At 51.5% G+C, this 20375-nt stretch carries 11 protein-coding genes; 6 read left to right on the top strand and 5 right to left on the bottom strand.

Going from position 1 to position 20375, the window contains the following annotated elements; translation table 11 throughout:
* Positions 1–6: 6 nt before the first annotated feature.
* Together ASF12_RS10340 and ASF12_RS10335 are read right to left on the bottom strand one after the other, a co-directional pair.
* Positions 7–1527, bottom strand: a complete 1521-nt coding sequence (locus ASF12_RS10340; RefSeq protein WP_056033630.1) for a sugar ABC transporter ATP-binding protein — start codon at positions 1525–1527, stop codon at positions 7–9.
* A gap of 126 nt (positions 1528–1653) precedes the next feature.
* Complete coding sequence (locus ASF12_RS10335) at positions 1654–2703, bottom strand: ABC transporter substrate-binding protein (protein ID WP_056033628.1); 1050 nt, start codon at positions 2701–2703, stop codon at positions 1654–1656.
* Between the two features lie 276 nt (positions 2704–2979).
* Here ASF12_RS10335 and ASF12_RS10330 point away from each other — a divergent pair, with 276 nt between their 5' ends.
* The 4 genes from ASF12_RS10330 (at position 2980) to ASF12_RS10315 (ending at position 10845) form a co-directional block, all read left to right on the top strand.
* A complete protein-coding gene (locus tag ASF12_RS10330) occupies positions 2980–4809 on the top strand; it encodes a sensor histidine kinase (RefSeq protein WP_056033625.1) in 1830 nt (609 codons plus the stop codon).
* Positions 4787–6445: a response regulator transcription factor gene (locus tag ASF12_RS10325; protein ID WP_063892537.1), complete on the top strand. Its 1659-nt coding sequence runs from the start codon at positions 4787–4789 to the stop codon at positions 6443–6445. The genes ASF12_RS10330 and ASF12_RS10325 overlap by 23 nt, the downstream gene beginning before the upstream one ends.
* A complete protein-coding gene (locus ASF12_RS10320; RefSeq protein ID WP_056033623.1) occupies positions 6414–7541 on the top strand; it encodes a sugar ABC transporter substrate-binding protein in 1128 nt (375 codons plus the stop codon). Before ASF12_RS10325 ends, ASF12_RS10320 begins: the two co-directional genes overlap by 32 nt.
* A gap of 163 nt (positions 7542–7704) precedes the next feature.
* Positions 7705–10845, top strand: coding sequence for a hybrid sensor histidine kinase/response regulator (locus ASF12_RS10315; RefSeq protein ID WP_056033620.1), 3141 nt, complete (start codon positions 7705–7707; stop codon positions 10843–10845).
* 9 nt (positions 10846–10854) lie between these two features.
* Here ASF12_RS10315 and ASF12_RS10310 read toward each other — a convergent pair whose 3' ends face one another.
* A complete protein-coding gene (locus tag ASF12_RS10310) occupies positions 10855–11724 on the bottom strand; it encodes an alpha/beta fold hydrolase (protein ID WP_056033617.1) in 870 nt (289 codons plus the stop codon).
* A 150-nt stretch (positions 11725–11874) separates the two neighbouring features.
* On the opposite strand from ASF12_RS10310, the gene ASF12_RS10305 reads away from it, so the two are divergent.
* Together ASF12_RS10305 and ybaK are read left to right on the top strand one after the other, a co-directional pair.
* Entirely contained in the window at positions 11875–12585 is a 711-nt protein-coding gene (locus ASF12_RS10305) for a MerR family DNA-binding transcriptional regulator (RefSeq protein WP_046233533.1), read from the top strand.
* A 3-nt stretch (positions 12586–12588) separates the two neighbouring features.
* Positions 12589–13062 carry a Cys-tRNA(Pro) deacylase gene (gene ybaK, locus ASF12_RS10300; RefSeq protein WP_046233532.1) on the top strand — a complete coding sequence of 158 codons (474 nt, stop codon included), beginning with the start codon at positions 12589–12591 and terminating at the stop codon, positions 13060–13062.
* 75 nt (positions 13063–13137) lie between these two features.
* Here the strand turns inward: ybaK and ASF12_RS10295 are convergent, their stop codons facing one another.
* A complete protein-coding gene (locus ASF12_RS10295; RefSeq protein ID WP_056033614.1) occupies positions 13138–13635 on the bottom strand; it encodes a DinB family protein in 498 nt (165 codons plus the stop codon).
* Between the two features lie 252 nt (positions 13636–13887).
* Entirely contained in the window at positions 13888–20346 is a 6459-nt protein-coding gene (locus ASF12_RS10290; protein WP_056033611.1) for an immunoglobulin-like domain-containing protein, read from the bottom strand.
* Between the last annotated feature and the right edge of the window lie 29 nt (positions 20347–20375).

Here is a 20375-nt window from a genome sequence, read left to right as displayed (position 1 = left end):
GCTTGCTCACTCCCCTGCCATCGCCTGCATAAGCTGCTGCTGGCTCATTTCATCTTCTTCTATTTCCTTGACTACGACATGGTCCCGCAGCACGGCGATCCGGTCGCTGACCCGCAGCACCTCCTCCAGCTCCGAGGAGACGAACAGCACCGACATGCCTTGGCCCGACAGCTTCAGCACAAGCTTCTGAATTTCCGCCTTTGCGCCGACATCAATGCCGCGCGTCGGCTCATCAAGAATGAGCAGCTTCGGCTGCGTCAGCAGCCAGCGGCCAAGAATGACCTTCTGCTGGTTGCCGCCGCTAAGGTTTTTAATCAACTGCTCCGGGTTCGGCGGATTAATGTTGAGCGCCTTGATATATTCATCAGCCAGCTCATCCTGCCGCTTGCGGGGAATGGCGCGGAACCAGCCGCGCGTCGCCTGCAGGGCGAGAATCATATTTTCACGCACCGTCAGCTCGTCGATTATGCCTTCTGTTTTGCGGTTTTCCGGGCAAAAGGCAATTCCCTGGTCGATCGCCTCGCGCGGCGAAGCGATGCCCTCCTTCACTCCGTTCACCCGCAGCGCGCCCTCATCAGGCTTATCTGCGCCGAAGAACAGCCGTGCCAGCTCCGTCCTTCCCGAGCCAAGCAAGCCTGCAAGGCCAACGACCTCTCCCTTGCGAATATGGAGGTCGAACGGCTCAATTGCCCCTTTGCGGCCAAGCGCCTTCGCTTCAATAACCAATTGCTGCGAAGACTCGGCTGCCGCAGCCGCCTCTTTCTCACGCGGCAGCGCATCAAGCTGCTGCAGCTCCTTGCCGATCATTTTCGATACGAGCTCTATCCGGGGAAGCTCCTTCGCCAAATACTCCCCTACAAATTCTCCGCCCCGGAGAATGGTTATTCGATCGGACACCTCATATACCTGATCCAGAAAATGCGTGACGAACAAAATGGACAGCCCTTCCACCTTCAGCTTGTTCATGACCTCAAACAGCTGCTTCACCTCATTGCGGTCCAAACTCGACGTCGGCTCATCCAAGATGAGCACCTTCGCCGAAATATTCAGCGCCCGAGCAATCGCAACAAGCTGCTGAATGGCGACGGAATAAGCCGATAACGGCAGCTTTACATCCAAGCGAATTTGCAAGCGTTCGAGCAGCAGCTTCTCGGCTGCCGCATTCATTTCTTTCCATAAAATACGGCCAAAACGGCGCGGCTCGCGGCCGATAAAAATATTTTCAGCAACCGTCAAATTCGGACATAAATTTACTTCCTGATAAACCGTACTAATGCCGGCCGTTTGCGCCGCTTGAGGACTATCAATAGCCATACGCTGATGCGCAAGCTCCACCGTGCCGTGATCAATGGAATACACGCCAGTCAGCACCTTAATCAAGGTTGACTTGCCCGCCCCATTTTCGCCCATCAGCGCATGGATCTCGCCGGGAAAGAGGCGAAAGCTCACGCCGGATAAAGCCTTTACGCCTGGAAAGCCTTTATGGATATTGCTCATTTGCAGGATAGGTTCGCGTTCCCGCTCCATCTTCTTCTCCCCTTTGGTTTGGAATTTCGCCTGTGCGATGAACGATAAAAGATGAAAAAGGAAGCCGTCCGCCTGGTACGTGGACCAGCCTTGTTCGGCTTCCTTCGCTGGCTTTAAGCTCTGCTTCTAGTATTTCCGGTCAGGCAGCGCGGCCTTCGCCTGCTCCGAAGTAAAGACGCCTTCCTCCGTCACGATACGCTTCTCAATCGTTTTGCCATCCAGTACATCCTGTACCGCCTGCATCAATTGCGGCCCGAGCAGCGGATTGCATTCGACGATAAAGTTGATTTTGCCTTCGCTTGCCGCAACAAAGCCGTCTTTAACGCCATCGACTGAAATGATGACAATGTCCTCGCCCGGCTTGAGGCCTGCTGCTTCAATCGCTTGAATCGCGCCTAGCGCCATGTCGTCATTATGAGCATACAGAACGTCGATTTTCTTATTCGCTTTTAAGAAGGATTGCATAACCTCATTGCCTTTCGCACGGGTGAAATCGCCCGTTTGGGAAGCGATAACCTTCAGGTTGGCATGGTCTTTAATGATTTCCTCAAAGCCTGTTTTGCGATCAATCGCTGGCGCCGAGCCGGTTGTGCCCTGAAGCTCGACAATGTTAATTTCGTCAGTCGAATCCTTATATTTATCTACTAGCCATTGTCCAGCGCGGCGGCCCTCTTCTACGAAGTCGGAGCCAATAAACGTCTCGTACAGCGACGTATCCGACGAATCAACGGCGCGGTCTGTCAATATAACCGGAATGCCCGCATCCTTCGCTTCCTTCAATACCGTATCCCAGCCGGATTCCACAACCGGGGAAAACGCGATCACGTCCACCTTTTGCTGAATGTAGGAGCGGATCGCTTTAATTTGATTTTCTTGTTTTTGCTGGGCATCGGAAAACTTCAAGTCATAGCCGACCGCTGCCGCCGATTCCTTAATCGAATTCGTATTCGCTGTACGCCAGCCGCTTTCTGCACCAACCTGTGCGAAGCCGAGCGTCACTTTTTTATCCGCCGGCGCTGCCGCTGGCTCACTGCTCGCCGCTGCCGGAGCACTCGTCCCACCGGTATTGCCAGCTCCTGCCGTATTCGTTCCTCCATTGCCGCTTCCACAAGCGGATGTGACGAGCAGCATCGTCGCCATCAACAGCGACATGCCTAGTTTTCCTGCTTTTTTCATCTTTGTATTACCTCCCCTGTCATTCACCAACTTTGGCGTGCCCTCATTATAGAACGCTTTCAAAAGACCGGGATACGGAGTCCGATAGCCGTTCGATTTGATTTTTTGGGTAATTTTCCAGCAACGGCGGCAAATGGTTTGATTTTTTGTGCGAAAGGTGGAAATTTCGTCGATCCTTCATCTGTGCGTAGCGAGGTTTGGGGCAATTTGGTATAGTGAAGGTTGGATAGATTTGAAATCGCATACATTTCCAATTTGAAAGGTTCCTATAAACCTATGAAGCTGATGCGCTGGATTTTCTCAAGCCTTCGGGCCAAGCTGCTGCTGATGTTCATTATTTTGACCTCCGTCCCGCTGATTGCCGTTGGCCTCATTTCCTATCAAAAATCGTACAATGCGGTATCCGATCACAGCAAAGCAGCGACCATGCTCGTCGTGGGCCAGCTTGGCAATGACATTGATGCGCTGCTTGAGGATACGGGAAGGCTGCTTGAGCTGGAAAACAACCCGCAGGTGCTGCATTATTTATTTTCGCAAACGGATACGTATGAGGATGCCAAAGCCATTATTCAAACGATGAATTTGTACCGGGAAACGTATAAATACGAAAGCGTGCTCAACATTACGGTCGTCAACCTGTATGGACGGGGCTTAAGCGAGCGTAAAGGCGTGTTCCAACTAGATAGGAATCCGCTGCGCAATCCGCATTTTCAATATTTGCTGAACCATCCGGATGAGGTATTGAACATTCCCCCGCCGGACGCCTCACCGCTGGACCGTCTCGATGGCTTTCATTATTCGCAGCATAACGTCATCTCCATCATGGCAACGGTCAAGCAGCAAATTACCCATGAGGTGATCGGTTTTATCGTCATAGATTTGGATGATTCCATCATCGAGCGTTACTGTGAAAATATTACGCTTGGCGAAAGCGGCTACGTCTATGTCCTTGATCAGGCGGGAAATCCCATCTTCCTCCCCTCGGCCATGACGAGTTTGGCGAAGGTACAGCCGCCAGCCGACCTAAGCGCGCAGCTCGCTCTGCAGCAAAACAGCTTTGTGGATTATAGCATCGGCAGGCCGAAGTTCGTCGCCTTCACAACCTCGTCCACAACGGGCTGGAAAATCGTCGGCTCCGTGCCGCTGCAGGAAATTGTTGCCGAGGCGAATGAAATTCGCCAGCTGATCATTATCAGCGTGCTGCTCAGCATCGTGTTTGCGATTACGCTGCATTATTTCATTACAGCCCGCCTGACGCGGCCGATTCAGCTGCTGAAGAGCAAGATGCGGCTGGCAGCAGGCGGCTTTCTTGAGGTCAAGGTACAGCCGAGCGGCCATGACGAAATTGCCGATTTGGGCAACAGCTTCAACATAATGCTGGAGAAAATCAAGCAGCTGCTCAAGCAAAGCATTGAGGAGCAGGAGCATGTGCAGAAGGCAGAGCTGCGGACGCTGCAAGCGCAAATTAATCCGCATTTTCTCTATAATACGCTCGATTCCATCGTCTGGATGGCGGAAGCCGGGCGCAGCGCGCAGGTTATCCAGCTCGTACAGGCGCTGTCGCGCTTTTTCCGCATTAGCCTCAATCGGGGGCGGGACTGGATTGCCCTGAGGGATGAGCTGGAGCATGTGCAAAGCTATTTGATCATCCAGCAGATGCGCTATCGCGACATTTTGGAATATGAGCTGGATGTGCCGGAGGAGCTGAAGGACTTGCCGATTTTGAAAATGACGCTCCAGCCCATCGTTGAAAATGCCTTGTATCACGGCATTAAAAATAAACGCGGTAAAGGTTTAATCCGCATACATGCTTATGCCAGCCAAGATTCGGACTTGTATTTGATGATTGAGGACAATGGCATCGGCATGAAGCCGGAGCGCCTTGCCGAGCTGCGCGAGGCGCTGCGCATGCAGCATATTCCCGAGGAGACAGGCTCGGAGGTATCCGGCGGCTTCGGCCTGCATAACGTCCAGCAGCGGCTGCGCCTCTATTACGGGGAAGCCTATACCGTTATCGTAGAAAGCGAAGACCAGCTCGGAACCAAGGTTACGATCCGCATTCCAATGGAGAGGATGAAGCCGAATGAAAAAGGTTATGCTCGTTGACGACGAAATTCTTGTCAGGGAAAGCATTCGGGACTGTATCAATTGGGAGCAAGAAGGCTTTATGTTTTGCGGGGACGCCTCTGATGGCGAGCTGGCGCTGCCGCTCATTGAGCAGCGCCAGCCGGATATCCTCATTACCGATATCAAGATGCCGTTTATGGATGGCTTGGAGCTGAGCGCCATCGTCCGCGAGCGGATGCCGGACATCAAAATCATTATTCTCAGCGGGCATGACGAATTTGAATATGCAAGAGCCGCTCTCCGCGTCGGCGTAGAGGAATATTGCCTCAAGCCGGTCAGCGCTGCCGATATCGTGCGGACGCTGCATGACGTCAGCCGCAGCATTGACCGCGAGCGTTATGAGCGCGAGCTGCTGGAGAAGAAGCAGCTCGCCCAAGGCGGTAACGCAGAACAGATGCGGCATAAGCTGCTCAGCGATTTATGCAGCGGCTTTATTACAACGGCCGAAGCGATCCATCAGGCCGGCTCGCTTTCGATTGGACTGACGGCCAGCTATTACGCAGCCGCCATCTCGGACATTCGCTGCCCGGAAGGCTCCGTCAGCGTTCATATGGCGACCCAGCAGCAGACGGAGCTGCTGCTGCACGAAGCGGTCAGCTCCCTTCTGCCGGGCACGCTGTCCTATAAGCGCAGCCAGACGGAGACGATCTGGCTGCTCAAGAGCGATTCGCTGCCGCAGCTGCAAGAGGTGCTGGCGCGGTTCGCCTCCAGCTGGAAGGAGCAGGCGGAGCGCAGTGCCAGCTGCACGATAGCCGTCGGCATCGGCAGCATTCAGGATCGCCTGCAAGGTATCCATTCCTCCTATCTGGAGGCGGAGGATGACAAGCATTGGCGCAGGCTCTCCGGGCAAAACCGCAAAGCGCTGCGCGATGCTGCCTCCGGCTTATCCGAGCAATCGGTGGTCGCCCAGCGCCAGCGCTTCATCGACTTCCTCAAGCTTGGCACGCCCGCCAAGACGGAGTCTTTCATTGCCAGCTTTGCAGCTGGGCTTCAGCAGCTTGACTGGCGCGGCGCTTTTTACGGCTATTATTTACTCAATGACTTGACGATTGAAGCAGTTCATATCGCCAAATCCATTCAGCGGAATCCGGATATGCCGAAGGAGCAGCTGGATAAGCTGCAGCGGGCCATGAGCGAGGTACGCAGCCAAGAGGATGCCTGCTGTTATCTCCAAACGCTGCTGGCACAGTTCTGGCAATGGCGTGCTGGAGCCGCGGATAAATACGCCGAAATGCTAAGCCAGGTGAAAGACTACATTTTGAAGTATTATGGCGATGATCATTTGTCGCTGAATGATGCGGCGGAGCATGTGCGCGTCAGCCCCAGCCATCTTAGCAAAGTGTTCAGCCAAGAGACGGGGCAAACCTTTATTGAATTTCTAACCCACACGCGCATCCGCAAAGCGATGGAGCTGCTGCAGGCGTCGAATGCAAAGTCGTATGAAATCGCCCATCAGGTCGGCTATAATGATGCCCATTATTTTTCCAATTTGTTCAAGCGGGTAACCGGCATGACGACAACGCAGTTTCGCAAGCAGCAAGAACAGGATGGCAGCGCGCAAGCGGCAGGAGGGGTGCATCACCATGCGAGCTCAGGCAGCATTGTTTTTCCATAAGCTGGCCCATGGGCTATCGGTTTTGTGGCAAAGGCCCCTGCTCGCTACTTTGCTTATAGCTTTGCTCATGCTCAATCTGCTAATGACAGGCTGTACAAATGATGAAGCAGCAGGCACTGCCGCTGGAAGCTCTAGCAGCGGCGATAGTCGTAAAGAGACCGCAGGCGATACCCGCATCGTCTCATCCAGCAGCCAGGATGGCGGCTCTCCCTCACCCTCCCCTTTTGCTTCAAGTGCTTCAACAGCAGCACCCGACATCGCTACCTTTGGCATTATATATCCGATGGCGCATCCGTATTATGAGACGGTGACGGAATCCGCCAAAGCAGCAGCAGCTCTGCACGGCGTCAAGCTCATAGTGAAGGCGCCGGATGAAGCGAATCTGGAGCAGCAAATCCGAATGATGGAGACGATGATCGCGTCGCAGGTTGACGGCATAGCGCTTGATCCAATTGATGAGGAAGCGCTCGTTCCCGTCATTAACAAAGCCGTACAGGCGGGCATTACGGTCATTTGCTTTGAATCCGATTCACCCAGCAGCAAGCGCGCTGCCTTCATTGGAACGGATCATGCTGCTGCGGGTGCCCAAATGGGGCATATGCTGTCCGAGCTGCTGGGCGGGCGGGGAATGGTTATTGTCGAGAACGGAATGGCGCGGATGAAAAGCTTAAGCGAGCGCCTCGAAGGCATGCTGACCTATATTAATGAGCAGACCGACATTCAAGTGCTCGATGTGTTGTATAACGAAGGCAACGAAACCCGCGCGCTGGCGCAGCTGGAAAAAATGATCGATGACCATCCGCATTTTGACGCGCTCGTATCGATGGATGCCCTCTCCGGCTCCGCCTCGGTGCTCGTCTGGAAAGCGCAAGGTCTAAACCGCTATTCCCTAACGTTCGGCATGATGCCGGAAATTCAGGAAGCGATTCAGAATGGACAAATTACAGCGTCACTGTCGCAAAATGAGCAATTATGGGGTACACGCATTATCGAGCGGCTGCTGCAAGCATTCGCTGGCGAGACGCTACCTCTGTTCGATGACACAGGCACGCTGGAAATTACGCAGGAGGACATCTCCCTTTTAAACGCCCCTTAGCATAGCACTGGCAAACCTTCACAGGTCCCCAATGTTTATTCTAAGGGCTTTTTGCTAATCGTTACCTGCTCTCTTTAGCAGCCAAGCAAGAGAATGGCTAAATCCTATGCTATAATGTAAAGGATTAACAATAAAGAGCGGTCAAAAGAGGTTTTATTCATTTATGACAAAATTGATGAACGTCCTGCAGGCAAAACATATTACACGTTTTAAATATATAACGATCATGCTTTTAATTTTTGCTGCATTAGTCAGCATGAGATGGGCATGGTCTGTCCTCTTTCCCATGTCAGACCAGCAACCGCATGCCGTTGGCGGTGTACTTGACCTTCGCGGTATCGATTTAGAAAATTCCCCCGTGCTTAATTTGAATGGAGAATGGCAGTTTTATCCTGAAAAATTTCTAACGGGCAGCGAGCTTTTGGAGACGGAATCCGATGCAAGCTACGTTGTCGTTCCAGGCGATTGGAGCAGCGCGTTGCCGCACCAATCTAGCAACTCGTACGGATATGGAACGTATCGTCTTCGCATTTTGATCGATCCGCTTCAGACTCCTGTTTCATTTTGGTTTAGAACCATTCAGGCGGCATCAGAAATTGAACTTAACGGAAAAGATAATGGGGGCATGGGCAAGCTTGCCGACTCTGCCTATGAATATACGCCGAAAAGCGCCTCTTTCACCTCTACTTATGGCATTGAAGGAGCGACAGAGATCGAATTGGTCATTCATGCGGCCAATTTCGACAGCCCTTATAAGGGCGGTATTGTAACGCCGATTCGCTTTGGCACTGCGGCCACTATTGATTTTGTACGCTGGTACTCGATTGGGTTTCAGATGCTCATTTTTCTTATTCTGCTGCTTCATTGCGTATATGCTTGCATTCTCTACCTATTCAGTCCGCAAGAGAAGAGATTGTTGATCGCAGCGCTGTTAACGTTATCCGTGGGCATTACAATTCTAATAGGCCACGACAATGTACTCTTATTGTGGCTGCCGATCAACTATACTTGGAGTTTCAAGATTAGAATGATTTCTCTGCTGTGGCAAAATGTGCTCCTGCTTCTGCTATTCAAAAGCTTCAACGCGACTCCTCTGCGGGAAAACTGGTTCCGAACGCACAATGCGGCCATTGTAGTTTTTACCGTCATTTTTCTGATTTCGCCAGTCTATATGGCTTATGGGCTTATTCATTACAATATATTGAATACGATAAATTTCATCTCATTCGCCTGGTTTATATACATAGTCGGAACGATGATTTTGCAAAAAAATAAAGATAATGACATCATTTTCTTGCTGTTGTCCGCAGCAGGCATCCTTTCCAACTTATTATGGAGTATTGCTGAGAATGCAAGAGATGTTACCACCGTCTACTATCCTATTGACATTATTTTTGCCATTATTGGTTTTTCGGCCTATTGGTTTAAAAAGTATTTTCGAAATGCGAGGGAAAACAGAGATTTGAACAAGCAGTTACAAAAAGCCGATAAAATTAAAGACCAGTTTTTAGCAAATACGTCTCATGAGCTCCGTACGCCGCTGCACGGTATTATGAATATCGCTTATAACGTTGTCACCAAAGAGAAGACCAGGCTTGCGAAAAGCAGTCTTGAGGATATGCAGCTCCTCATTACGATCAGCAGGCGAATGTCACAGCTGCTTGGCGATCTTCTCGATGTTGCCCGGCTTCAGGAACAACGCATCGTTTTGCAGCGGGAGCCCCTGAGCATTCAGGCTATTGCACCCGGTGTTATCGCGATGCTGCAATTCATGAAGGAGCACAAGCCAATCAACCTGCATATGGATATATCCGAATCGCTGCCCTTGGTTTTGGCCGATGAGAAAAGGCTCGTTCAAATTTTATATAACCTGCTGCATAATGCCCTCAAGTATACGGAGGAAGGAAGCATTACCGTCTCGGCCGAAATGAGAGACAAGCAAGCGATTATTCATATTTCCGATACGGGACTCGGTATAGATAAAGAAACCCAGGAGAAAATTTTTCTCCCTTATGAGCAAGGTTCTTTTGGAATAAGCGATGGGCAAGGCATTGGACTGGGCTTAAGCATTTGCAAGCAGCTTGTCGAGCTGCACGGCGGAGCATTGACGGTTCGCTCTGAATTGGGCAAAGGCTCTGTATTCAGCTTTAATCTGCCTTTGGCAGATGAGGCCAAGCTTCCGCTAGCAAAGTTCCCGAAACCTTCTGGACAAGTGCCAGAAATCATCGAGGAGACGCCTGCTGGCTTCCTACTCCCGCATCATTTCTCAGGGGAAATGGAGGCTGCCGCCACCCTTGCGCCGCTGCTTAAGGAAGAGTTCGCCCATATTCTTGCCGTTGATGACGATCCGATCAATCTGAATGTCCTCGCGAGCATTCTTTCGACCGAGCCGTACACCCTTACAACCGCCCGTTCCGGCCGGGAAGCGCTGCAATTGCTTGGGACACGGCAGTGGGATTTGCTTATCGCTGACGTCATGATGCCACAAATGTCCGGCTATGAATTAACGCAGAAAGTAAGAGAGCAGTTTTCCATGTCGGAGCTGCCCGTATTGCTTCTAACCGCACGCAGCCAGCAAGCCGACATTTACACCGGATTTTCAGCGGGAGCAAGCGACTACGTGACGAAGCCCGTAGATGCTCTGGAGTTAAAATATCGGATCAGAGCATTGATAGCGCTAAAGCTATCCATTAATGAGCGTCTGCGTATGGAGGCCGCCTATTTGCAAGCGCAAATCCAGCCCCACTTCCTATTCAACACCCTTAATTCATTAATGGCGTTAAGTGATATTGATACGGAAAGCATGCGCAAGCTGGGTCAGGCCTTCTCGTCCTTTTTACGAATTAGCTTTGATTATCTGAATACAGGAGAGTTGGTAGAGCTGTCTCATGAGCTCGCGCTCGTTGAAGCCTATCTCTATATTGAAAAAACGCGGTTCGGGAATCGGTTGTCGATTGAATGGGAGGTGGAGCCGGGCATTAGCCTGCTGCTGCCCCCGCTCTCTATTCAGCCGCTGATCGAAAATGCCGTCAAGCACGGTCTCCTCAGCCGAAACGCAGGCGGTACGATTCAGCTTTCCATCACTCGCCGGGAGGGCTTCACCCTGATTGAAGTAAAAGATAATGGCAAGGGAATGGATCAGGAGAAGGTCGCTCAATTGCAAAATGCTGCTTTGAGTGAAAAAGCTGGAATTGGCATCCCTAATACGAATCGACGATTACAGCAGCTGTACGGCCAGGGCTTGTCGATTGTGAGCAGCGTTAATGAAGGAACAACCGTGTCGTTTGTTATTCCAGATCGGTAGATAGATCATTTACAAATGCTCCATCAACCAGGGTTTAATCAAGGGCAGAACAGCATTAGGCTGCATCGCTTGGGTATGGTCCATTCCTCCTCCTTCGAGGATAGCCACATCCCAGCCCCATTGTTCTAGCTGCTGTTTATTCTTTTGCAATATACCAATCATATCAACCGTTACACTGCCGAAGCTTTCGCCGTAAACAATCGTATCCTGTTCTCCAGCGAAGGCTAGTTTAGGAAAGTCCAAAGCTTTATGAATGGACGTATCATCAAAATCCATTAAATTTTGATACAAGGTGAAAAATTGTTGGGTTTGCTTTGGATCGAGAGTGATTTGGACATGATCCCAATCGATTTCATCCGGATTCGTATTTTCTTCATATTTAGCAGCCTTAGAGCTGCTTGGATCTTTTAAAGCTTGCCCATGAGTCTTTTCCGTTACGATCATCATTTCTTTATAAGGCCCTTCGTATGGCGGGAATCCACCCATAATCAAGCTTTCCAATCTGTTTGTTCGAATCGCCAGTTGCAAGCCAGCTAACGCAAGCCATGAGTAGCCATAATAACTAAAGGTATCCACCTTCATTTCATCGGCTATGAGCAGAAAATCCTTTGTCATATGGTCAGGCGTGAGCTGATCCGGCTGCGGATTTTCAAAAAGATGGCCTTCATAATCAAAATACAAAACCTGAAACTGATCGGATAGTCCCTCGATAAAATGCTCCCCCAACTCAGGATCTACCCCCCACCTTTTCAAGCTTTCAGCCTGCTGGCCATAAACCGATTTTTTGGCTATTGGCAGCATGATGACTTTACCGGAAGGGTTCCCGGTTAGACCCGCCTCCATTTTTGAACCGTCATTTAAAGTTACGATTTTTTTCATGATTATCACTCCTAATCCGCTTATATGAATACCATACAACATTCATGCAATATTCCGGTTTTTCATCATGAAGCAGCGGCAGGATTTCGAAGCAGGCATTTTTATGTTATCGTAGCACTTGAAGCTTTTACTTTAATGAGGAGCAGGCGCATGACAAATACATTTACCCCTGTACAAATTGCCAATGAGCTGAAAATAAGTACAACTACTTTAAGAAGATATGAGGAGCAGGGCTTGCTCCCGGATGTACCGAGAACGATAGGCAACCATAGGTCCTATTTGCCCATCCATTTTCAAGCTTTTATAACGATTCGCTCGCTACTGCGAGGCTATGATATACCGATCGTTTATGAGGTCATGAGAAAAATAAAAAACGGCGATCAGGTGCAGGCCCTTTGGCTGGTGAACAACCAGCTGTACCTCAACCAAGTGGAAAAACAAAGAGTTGAAGAAATCCTTATGCTGATTAAAAATGCTGATTTTAGCAAATATCGAAATGTTAAAATGACGAATGCCATGACGATTGGCAAAGTTGCCGAAATGGCTGGGGTGAACACTTCCGCAATTAGGCATTGGGAAAAAGAGGGATTGATCCAATCCGAAAGAGATAAAGAAAATGGCTATCGCATTTTCACCGTACCTGAATTAAGAAAAATACTCGTCATTAGCAGCTTAAGAAAAACCATTTATTATATCGAAAATATGAAGGAGCTCTTAAAAGCCTTCGAGCTGCAAAGCTATCCAAAAGTCGATCAAGCGTTTCAGCTTGCCCTCCAAAATTTAAACGAAAAGCTTATCCTTCAATTTAAAGGCGCAGCCCAGCTTATGAAATACATCGATTTCTATACACAAGGAGAATAAAACATGCAAGTAACCAAAACGAATGCCATGCGAATGCTGGATGCCGACCATATTTCTTATGAGGTGCACACCTATGATAACGAGGATGGGAAAATCCACGGCAGTGCTGTAGCTAACAAAATTGGAAAAGCGCCCGATAGCGTGTTTAAAACGCTGGTCACCCATAGCGGAAACAGCCTCTACATTTTTGTCATTCCGGTTGGGGCTGAGCTGGATATGAAGAAAGCGGCCAAAGCGGCCGGGGAGAAGAAGCTTGAAATGCTTCCAGTGAAGGATTTGCAAAAGTGGACGGGCTACATACGCGGCGGCTGTTCTCCAATTGGCATGAAAAAGCGGTATCCTACCTTTATCGACAGCAGCGCTGAGCTACAGGAGACGATCGTCGTCAGCGCCGGGAAAGTTGGTCTTCAGCTGGAGCTTCCTCCAGAACAGCTCGCCGCTACTGTCGCTGCATTATTTACTGAGGTCATTAAATAATGGGCTAGAGGCTGTTAATAAAAATAGCGTTTGCCCCTATGCCCCTAAGCAACTGTAAAAAGGTGTCTCTATCCGTTACGCCGGAAATCCGCCTCCTGGGGGAGGCCAAGCACCATAAAAGCGGCGCAGCAGCACAATTTCGCCCAGATGGTACGAATTGTGGGACGCAATATTGCGCAGCAGCCCCGCCTTTGTCTCACCTGGAAAATACAGAAGCGGCTCATCCAGCTGTGCGGTTTCGGCAATAGCTACCGCTTGATCGACTCCGTCCAGAAAGGCCTGAATATCCGCCTGCCATGACAGCTCATCTTGCGGGGCAGTCTCTTCTGGCCAGCTTTCCATAACGTTTGCAGGAAGCTGCGGCTTCCGTCCTTCCAAATGCTCCAGCATGAAATGCTGCCAGTAATGCATATGTTTCAACAGCTGATAAATGCTGTAAGGCATAGCTTGATGAATACGTCCCGCCAACTCGGCATCCATGTCGGGCAAAGCACGGGCGATGCGAATATGACCGCGTTCCCCCACCAGCGATTTGACAAGGGCTTGTCCAAATAAATGATTTGAATTTGGCATGTGTCGTCATCCTCTCTTGTAGACCGTTATGCTGCAAGCATAAAGGATCTGTTTTAAATTGTACCTCTTTGTGAAAAGCGATGTCTAGCAGCGGAAGTTTCGCCTTAGTCGTAATATATTGAACTCTACAATCATGCGAGGAATTTTCAGCGATAGCACTTTTGAAAATAAAACGGCGGAGGCTCCCGGGCAAACATTCGGGAGCTTCCGCCGTATTTTTATTTCGCTGGTTTTTCAGCTAGCATCCATTGCTCATTCTACGAATGCCGCCAAAATCGTCGCGACTTCCGCTCGAGTAATGCTGCCCTTCGGTTTGAGCGTGCCATCATCGTAGCCGCTCAGTACATTTGCTGCGGACAAAGCAGCTATCGCCTCCTTCGCCCAGTCTGAAATCGCTGCATCGTCAGTGAATAAAGGTTCATCGCTATCACCACTGAGCGCAAGCTTTTCCTTCACAATGCGGTATACGAGCACAAAAGCTTCCTCCCGCGTAATGGAATCGTTAGGCCTGAATGTGCCTGCGGCATCGCCGCTAACGACTCCCGCTTCACGCAAGGCATGAACCGCCCCGCTGTACCAAGCATCTGTCGAAACATCGCTGAAGTTTTTGCTAGCTCCTCCAACTGAATCCATGCCAAGCATGCGATAGATGACCGTCACAAATTCAGCGCGGCTCATCGCGGCATTCGGCTTGAAGCTGTCGTCCGGATAACCCTTCATCAGTCCTTTTTCCGTCAGCTTTGCAATCGAAGCGCTCGCCCAATGGTTCGCTGTATCGCTAAAAGCGCCAGACGGTGTTGGGCTAGGCTCCGTACTCGGTTTTGGACTCGGTGTCGTTGGCGTTGTACCCGGTGCCATCGACGGAATCGATATGACCGGCGTCGGTGTTGGACCTGTCGTCGAGCCCGGTATGGTCGGTGTTGGACTTGGGCTTGGTACGGTCGGTTGTGCTGGTGTTGGGCTAGGTGTCGATGTTGGCGTCGTACCTGGCGTTGGTGTCGGTGTCGGTGTCGGTTCACCACCGTTATCTTCACCTGCGCTTACCGTCACTGCTGATACGGCGATAAATCCGCCATCTACGGTTGTCACACTAATATAGGCGGCACCTTTTCCAACACTGCGCACATAACCTGCTGCATCCACCATTGCCACAGCCGTATTGCTGCTTGACCAGACGACAGACTTATTCGTCGCAGCCAGAGGCGTGACATTCGCTGACATTTGCGCTCCTTCCCCTGTTTTCAGTGCAAGTGCTGAAGGCGCAAGCTGCACACCGGTTACTTTCGTTCCAGACTCGGACTGCCCAGCCTTCGGTACGCTTACAAGCAGGCGGTCATATTCCGCTTGTGTCACTGGAATGACCGTGCCGTGGCGCGGCCGTGACGGCAGCTCATAATTCGTCGATATTTTCCACTCGCCCGAATCGAGATCCGTTGTCTCAAACGGCACATAACCTCTGCCGCCAAATTCATCAATGAACATATACCATTTTTCCTCGGTGTTGGACTTAAATACGGTCGGCCCTTCGCCTTGTGAAATTTGTACCCGCCCGATGCCCTCCTTGATTACCTTAAAGCTGCTGTCAAAGACACTGCTGCCTGACTCCTGAAAAATAAACTTTCCATTCGGCGTCGCACTGTTATTGCTGCGCTCATCCTTCGTAAAACGATAAACTTTGCCATCATGTCCAATCATCGTCGTATCAATAATCGAGTAGCCATCGTTCATATACTCGACCGGCTCCGAGAACGTATAGAAGTCGCGTGTTTTCGCCACCATCATGCGCTGATGCGTACCTGTGCTGTGGCTTTCGTCGGCATACATTTTCGATGCCCAAAATACGGCATATTCACCGGTCTCCTCGTCATAGAACGCTTCCGGAGCCCAAGTATTCCCGGCCTCCGGCGGAGAGACCTCTACCATTCGCTGGTTCGACCAATTTACAAGGTCAGTCGATTCCCATACCATAATCGAGCGGCTTCCGCTCGTCTGGGCAGCGCCCCAATCGCCATTGCCGTAAATTTTCAAATCGGTTGCGATCAGATAAAATTTGTCGCCCTCTGGGGAACGGATAATGAACGGATCACGCAGACCCTTTTCACCCAAATTCGACGTAATCGCTGGTTGCCCGCCATTCAGCTCCTGCCAGTGCAAGGCATCATTGCCTTTGCTGAGTGCAAAATAAATTTGCTCGCCGCTCGCCGAGCCTTCCCCCGTAAAATAGGTGAACGCATAGGCTTTATAGTCGGCTGGCGCAGGCAGCGGCTTCACCGTCGCTAGAAACGCTTTCGAAATCGAGGTTTCGCCATTCGTAATGATGGCGGTCAGCTTAACGGTTACGCTCTCTGCGCCATGCGCGGGACGTGTAACCTCGCCTGTCGCCGTTATAACATGAGGCTGCTCGCTGGCCCAGGCAATGGCCGATCCATTCGCACCCTTCACTTGCAGCGTCAAATGTCCGCGAACATCGGCCAAGTTATGGACGATTAGGCTTTGCGCATCCAGCAGCGCTTTCTCCATGAGGCTCGCATCCTTCTCCACGATGACCGTGAAGCTGCGAGTCACCGATTTGGCTCCATCCGTAATCGTAGCTGTCAGCGTGACGCTCTGGTTGCCTGCTTCGTTGGCAGGACGCGTGACAGCACCCGTATTCGATATGACGCTCGGCGTGCCAGACACCCAAGTAATCGTTGTGCCATGTCCGCCGCTTGCCGGAAGCTTCAAATTCGTGCGAATGCTGTCCTTGCTCGCATTGCCGTTCAGAAAAGCGCTGTAATCCAGCTGGTTAGCCGCATATTCCAGCGTTAGCCCGTCAAGCGCAGCGATCTTCGCCGCAGCCTCCCGCTGTAGAGCCCCAACCTCTGCCCCGCTCAAAGCGCCATTGAACAGTTTAAAATCAGCGACCATGCCGCCGAAATAGGGATCGGACGTATAAAAGGATTTGCCAATATAGCCGCTGATGCCGCCTGCATTTTGAATCTGGGCCATGGTTTTGCCGCCCGTTGCGGTTGCTCCTACCATTACGCCGTCAATATAAAGCGTTAGCGTCTGCTCCTTTTCAGATAAAACCGCTGTTACCAGCTTCCACTGATTGGTCGTCAGACCAGCTGTGTGCTGCGCCGCTACCTCGTTGTTCCATGAATTTGTCGCAATGCCCGCCCGCGCATTCGCCGCCGATGTGTTATAGCGTGGTGTAAAATACATATATTTGGTGCTGTTCTGCCCTAATGCGAAAGCCCATTCGGCCCCAGCCTTGCCACTCCAGTTCATCAGTATGGATACCGTCGTATCGGTCAGGCCATCGGTTACCCCTTTTGGCAGCTCAATATAGGAGCTGGTCGTGCCGCCTGTGAAGCTGATAACGCCCGTCTGCCCGGCATGTATCCGCTCTGCATTTTGCGAATTGACCCAAGTGCCATTAAAGCTTCCAGCCAAATCCTTCACCGTCGTGCCGTCGACTTGGCCCATATCATAATGGACGATCGCCTTCGGCATTTCCGGCTGCTCGCCGCCTCCCGGCGTTTCCGGCAAGTCCGCTGCAAGCGCAGCAATCTGCTCCTTCGTCAGCGCCCGATTGTAAATGCGGAAGTCGTCCAGCCTGCCGTCAAACAAGCCGTGGCTCGCATTTCGGGATTTGCCAATATCGTTCATCGAAGTTTTCAGCAGCATGCGTGGCTCTGCGTTAAAGGTGCTGCTGCTCGACACTTCTTTCCCGTCCACATACATGACCGCCTCGAAGCCGTCGATGGATACGGCTACATGATGCCAAGCATTTGCCTCTGGCGTCGCTGCGCGAAGCGCATATTTATAGTTCGCGCCAAGCAGCGTCGAATCGCTTGCGAATTTCTCCGTGAATGGCGTAACGATAGCGAATTCAAGACCGCCAGTATCGCCTGTAGTGCTCAAATACATCGTATTGCGGTTAGCCGCTCTGCCCGTATCCGAAGCAAAGTCGAAAATCCGCTGGTTCAGCTTGTTCTGATCAGTCTTCACCCAAGTGGCGATCGTCGTCTTCTCCAAATTCAAGTCGCGCACCAGATTGTCTGGCAGCTTTACATAGCCTGTTGCGCCGTCCAGCTCCACCGAGCTGCCAGAGCTGCCTATTTTATCCGACTCGTTAATGGTAGCTCCGCCAACGAGCGTCGCATTGTGCCCCTGCCCGGACATATCCTTCACAAGCGTGCCGGTTACGCTGCTGCTGTCGAACGTATAATGCACAACTGGCTGCTCCTTTTCCGCTGGACCAGGCAAGCCGTATTTCGCTTGCAGCGCATCATATTCCGTCCGCGTTACCGGAATGACCGTGCCATGGCGCGGCCCTGGCGGAAGGGCATATTGATCAGCAGCGAGCAGATTATCCCTAAACTGCGCTCCGTCCTCCAGATTGGTTGATACACGTACATGATAAGGCCAAGAATCGAGGAACATATACCATTTGTCCTCCCGAATATCCTTGAATACGGTTGGCCCTTCATTGTTGCTACCATGGCCGATGCGCCCCTGGCTGCCATTTTTCGTACCGGCAATCGCCGTAAACTGGTAGCCATTAGCCGCAATGCCGTCAACATCGTCAAAGACGTTAGCTGCCTTCTCATAAAACACTTTGTAGCCGATTTCCGATTTCGTAAAACGATACAGGTCTGTGCCCTCCTGAAGCATTGTCGTATCGATCGTCGGGAACGCTTCATCCATATACACCTTTGGCTCGGAAAACGTATAAAAATCCCGCGTCGTCGCGTAATACATAACGTTGTACTGCCCCGATGGGCGTCCGCTCGCGTATTTGCCATACGTATCGGCAACCTTCATGGAAGAAGCCCAGAATACGACGTATTGTCCGGTTTTCTCGTCATAGATTGCCTCAGGCGCCCACGTGTTGCCGCCGTTTTTCGGCGCGACCTCGACCATCCGCTGCTCGCTCCAGTTGACGAGATCGTCAGATTCCCAAATCATAATCGAATGGCTGCCCGTTATTTGCGCCTGGTCAAAATTTGTGCTTTCGCCCATGCGCAAATCCGTCGCCAGCAAATAAAACTTATCGCCCTCATGCGAGCGCATAATGAACGGGTCGCGCAGCCCCTTCTCGCCCAGCGTCGATTGAATAATTGACTGGCCGTTATTCAGCGCCCGCCATTTGAGCGGGTCTTCGGCTGTCGCAAAGGAAATTTCTTCTCCGCCCTCATACTCCCCGGTAAAATAAGCAAAGAAATACGCGTCATAATCGAGGCTCGGCGGAGCCTGCTTCACGGTTAGCTGGAACAGCCGCTGTGTGCTTGCGCTGCCTTTTTTCACCGTGGCCTTGAGCGTAACGACGGCATCCTTATCCGCGGGACGCAGCACTCTGCCCAGCTGCGCCGCATCGCCTGCCGCCTGCGCTGAGCCTTTCACAACCGCCGGATCACTCGATTCCCACTCAATGCTGGAGCCGTTCCCTCCAAGCTGAGGCAGCGTCAAATGTCCCTTAACCTGATCTAGATTATGGATGATTAGCGCCGCCGCATCCGCCTCTGCGATAGCGCTTTCAGAAAATTCCTTTAATACTTTAAAGCTCAGCAACCGCTGCATGGAAAGCCCCTGATACGTCAGGCTCGCGGTTAGCTGCACCGACTTATCCGCTTCTGACGCCGCTGGACGCGTCACCTTTCCATCTGCGGCAATGACCGCCGCATCGCTGGAGCTCCATGCAATCGCTACGCCATTGCGGCCAGCTGCCGGCAGCGTCAAATTTTTCGTAACCGCATCAGCGCTCGAATCGCCTGAGGCAAGCATAGTCGCTGGAGCGAGTGCATCCGCTGCCGCTGTCAGCACAAGCTGCTTGAGGTCCGTGATTGTGCCGGAAGCCTGCGTATACAGATCAGCCGCCTGCTGATCGTTCAGCGCATAATTGTAGACGCGGAAGTCGCCTACCAAGCCGCGATAGAACGCATCGCCCGCGAAAATAGATTTGCCGATATAGCCGGAGTAGTTCGTCCCCGTATTAATAATATCGGCAAGCTTAATGCCCTTCGCCGAGCCGGAGGATGCCTTCACGCCGTCAATATACAGCGTTATCGTATCCGCCGCACCGGAAAAAACGACCGTCACCTGCTTCCAGGCTCCCGCTGCAAGTGTAGTAGCCCCTTTCCACAGCGCTTCATTGCGCCAGCCGCTTTTCGATATGCCGGCAGCCGCATAATTGCCCGTGCTGCCATGACGCGGCGTGGCAAACAAATATTTGTTGCCATTCTCGGGATCGCTTGTCGTGGCACCGAATCCGAATATCCAGCGATTCGTGCCGTCGTTTTCCCAATTGACAAGCGAGGAAATCGTGACATCGGTTAAGCCGCTCAGCAGATCCTCGCCGCCTGCGCCTTTCGGTATTTCAATATAGCCGCTGTTCGCGGAAGCCGCGCCTCCGTTAAAGCCAGCAAAACCAGCAGTGCCATTCGCCACAAGCTGGCCATTCGATGGATTGCGGAAAATGCCGTCATATACGGCTGTTCCGCCAGCTACATTTTTCACAATGGTCTGCCCTGCATCGGTTGCCGTCGTCTTCATATCATAGTGTAAAATCAGGCCGGGCTGGTACACCGACTCCGCTGCCGACACCCCTTCATCCAAATAAGCAGGCTCCTCCTCTGTTGCCCAAACCGCTCGTGGCGCAAGCCCCGTCAGCGTGCTGAGCAGCATAGCTGCAACCAGCAGCACCGCTGCTATTTTTCTTCGCTTCATGTTCCCCCTCCTAAATGTATGCGTTTTCA

This window comes from Paenibacillus sp. Leaf72 (assembly GCF_001422685.1).
Taxonomy (GTDB): domain Bacteria; phylum Bacillota; class Bacilli; order Paenibacillales; family Paenibacillaceae; genus Pristimantibacillus.
This window is presented reverse-complemented; position numbering and strand designations above follow the sequence as displayed.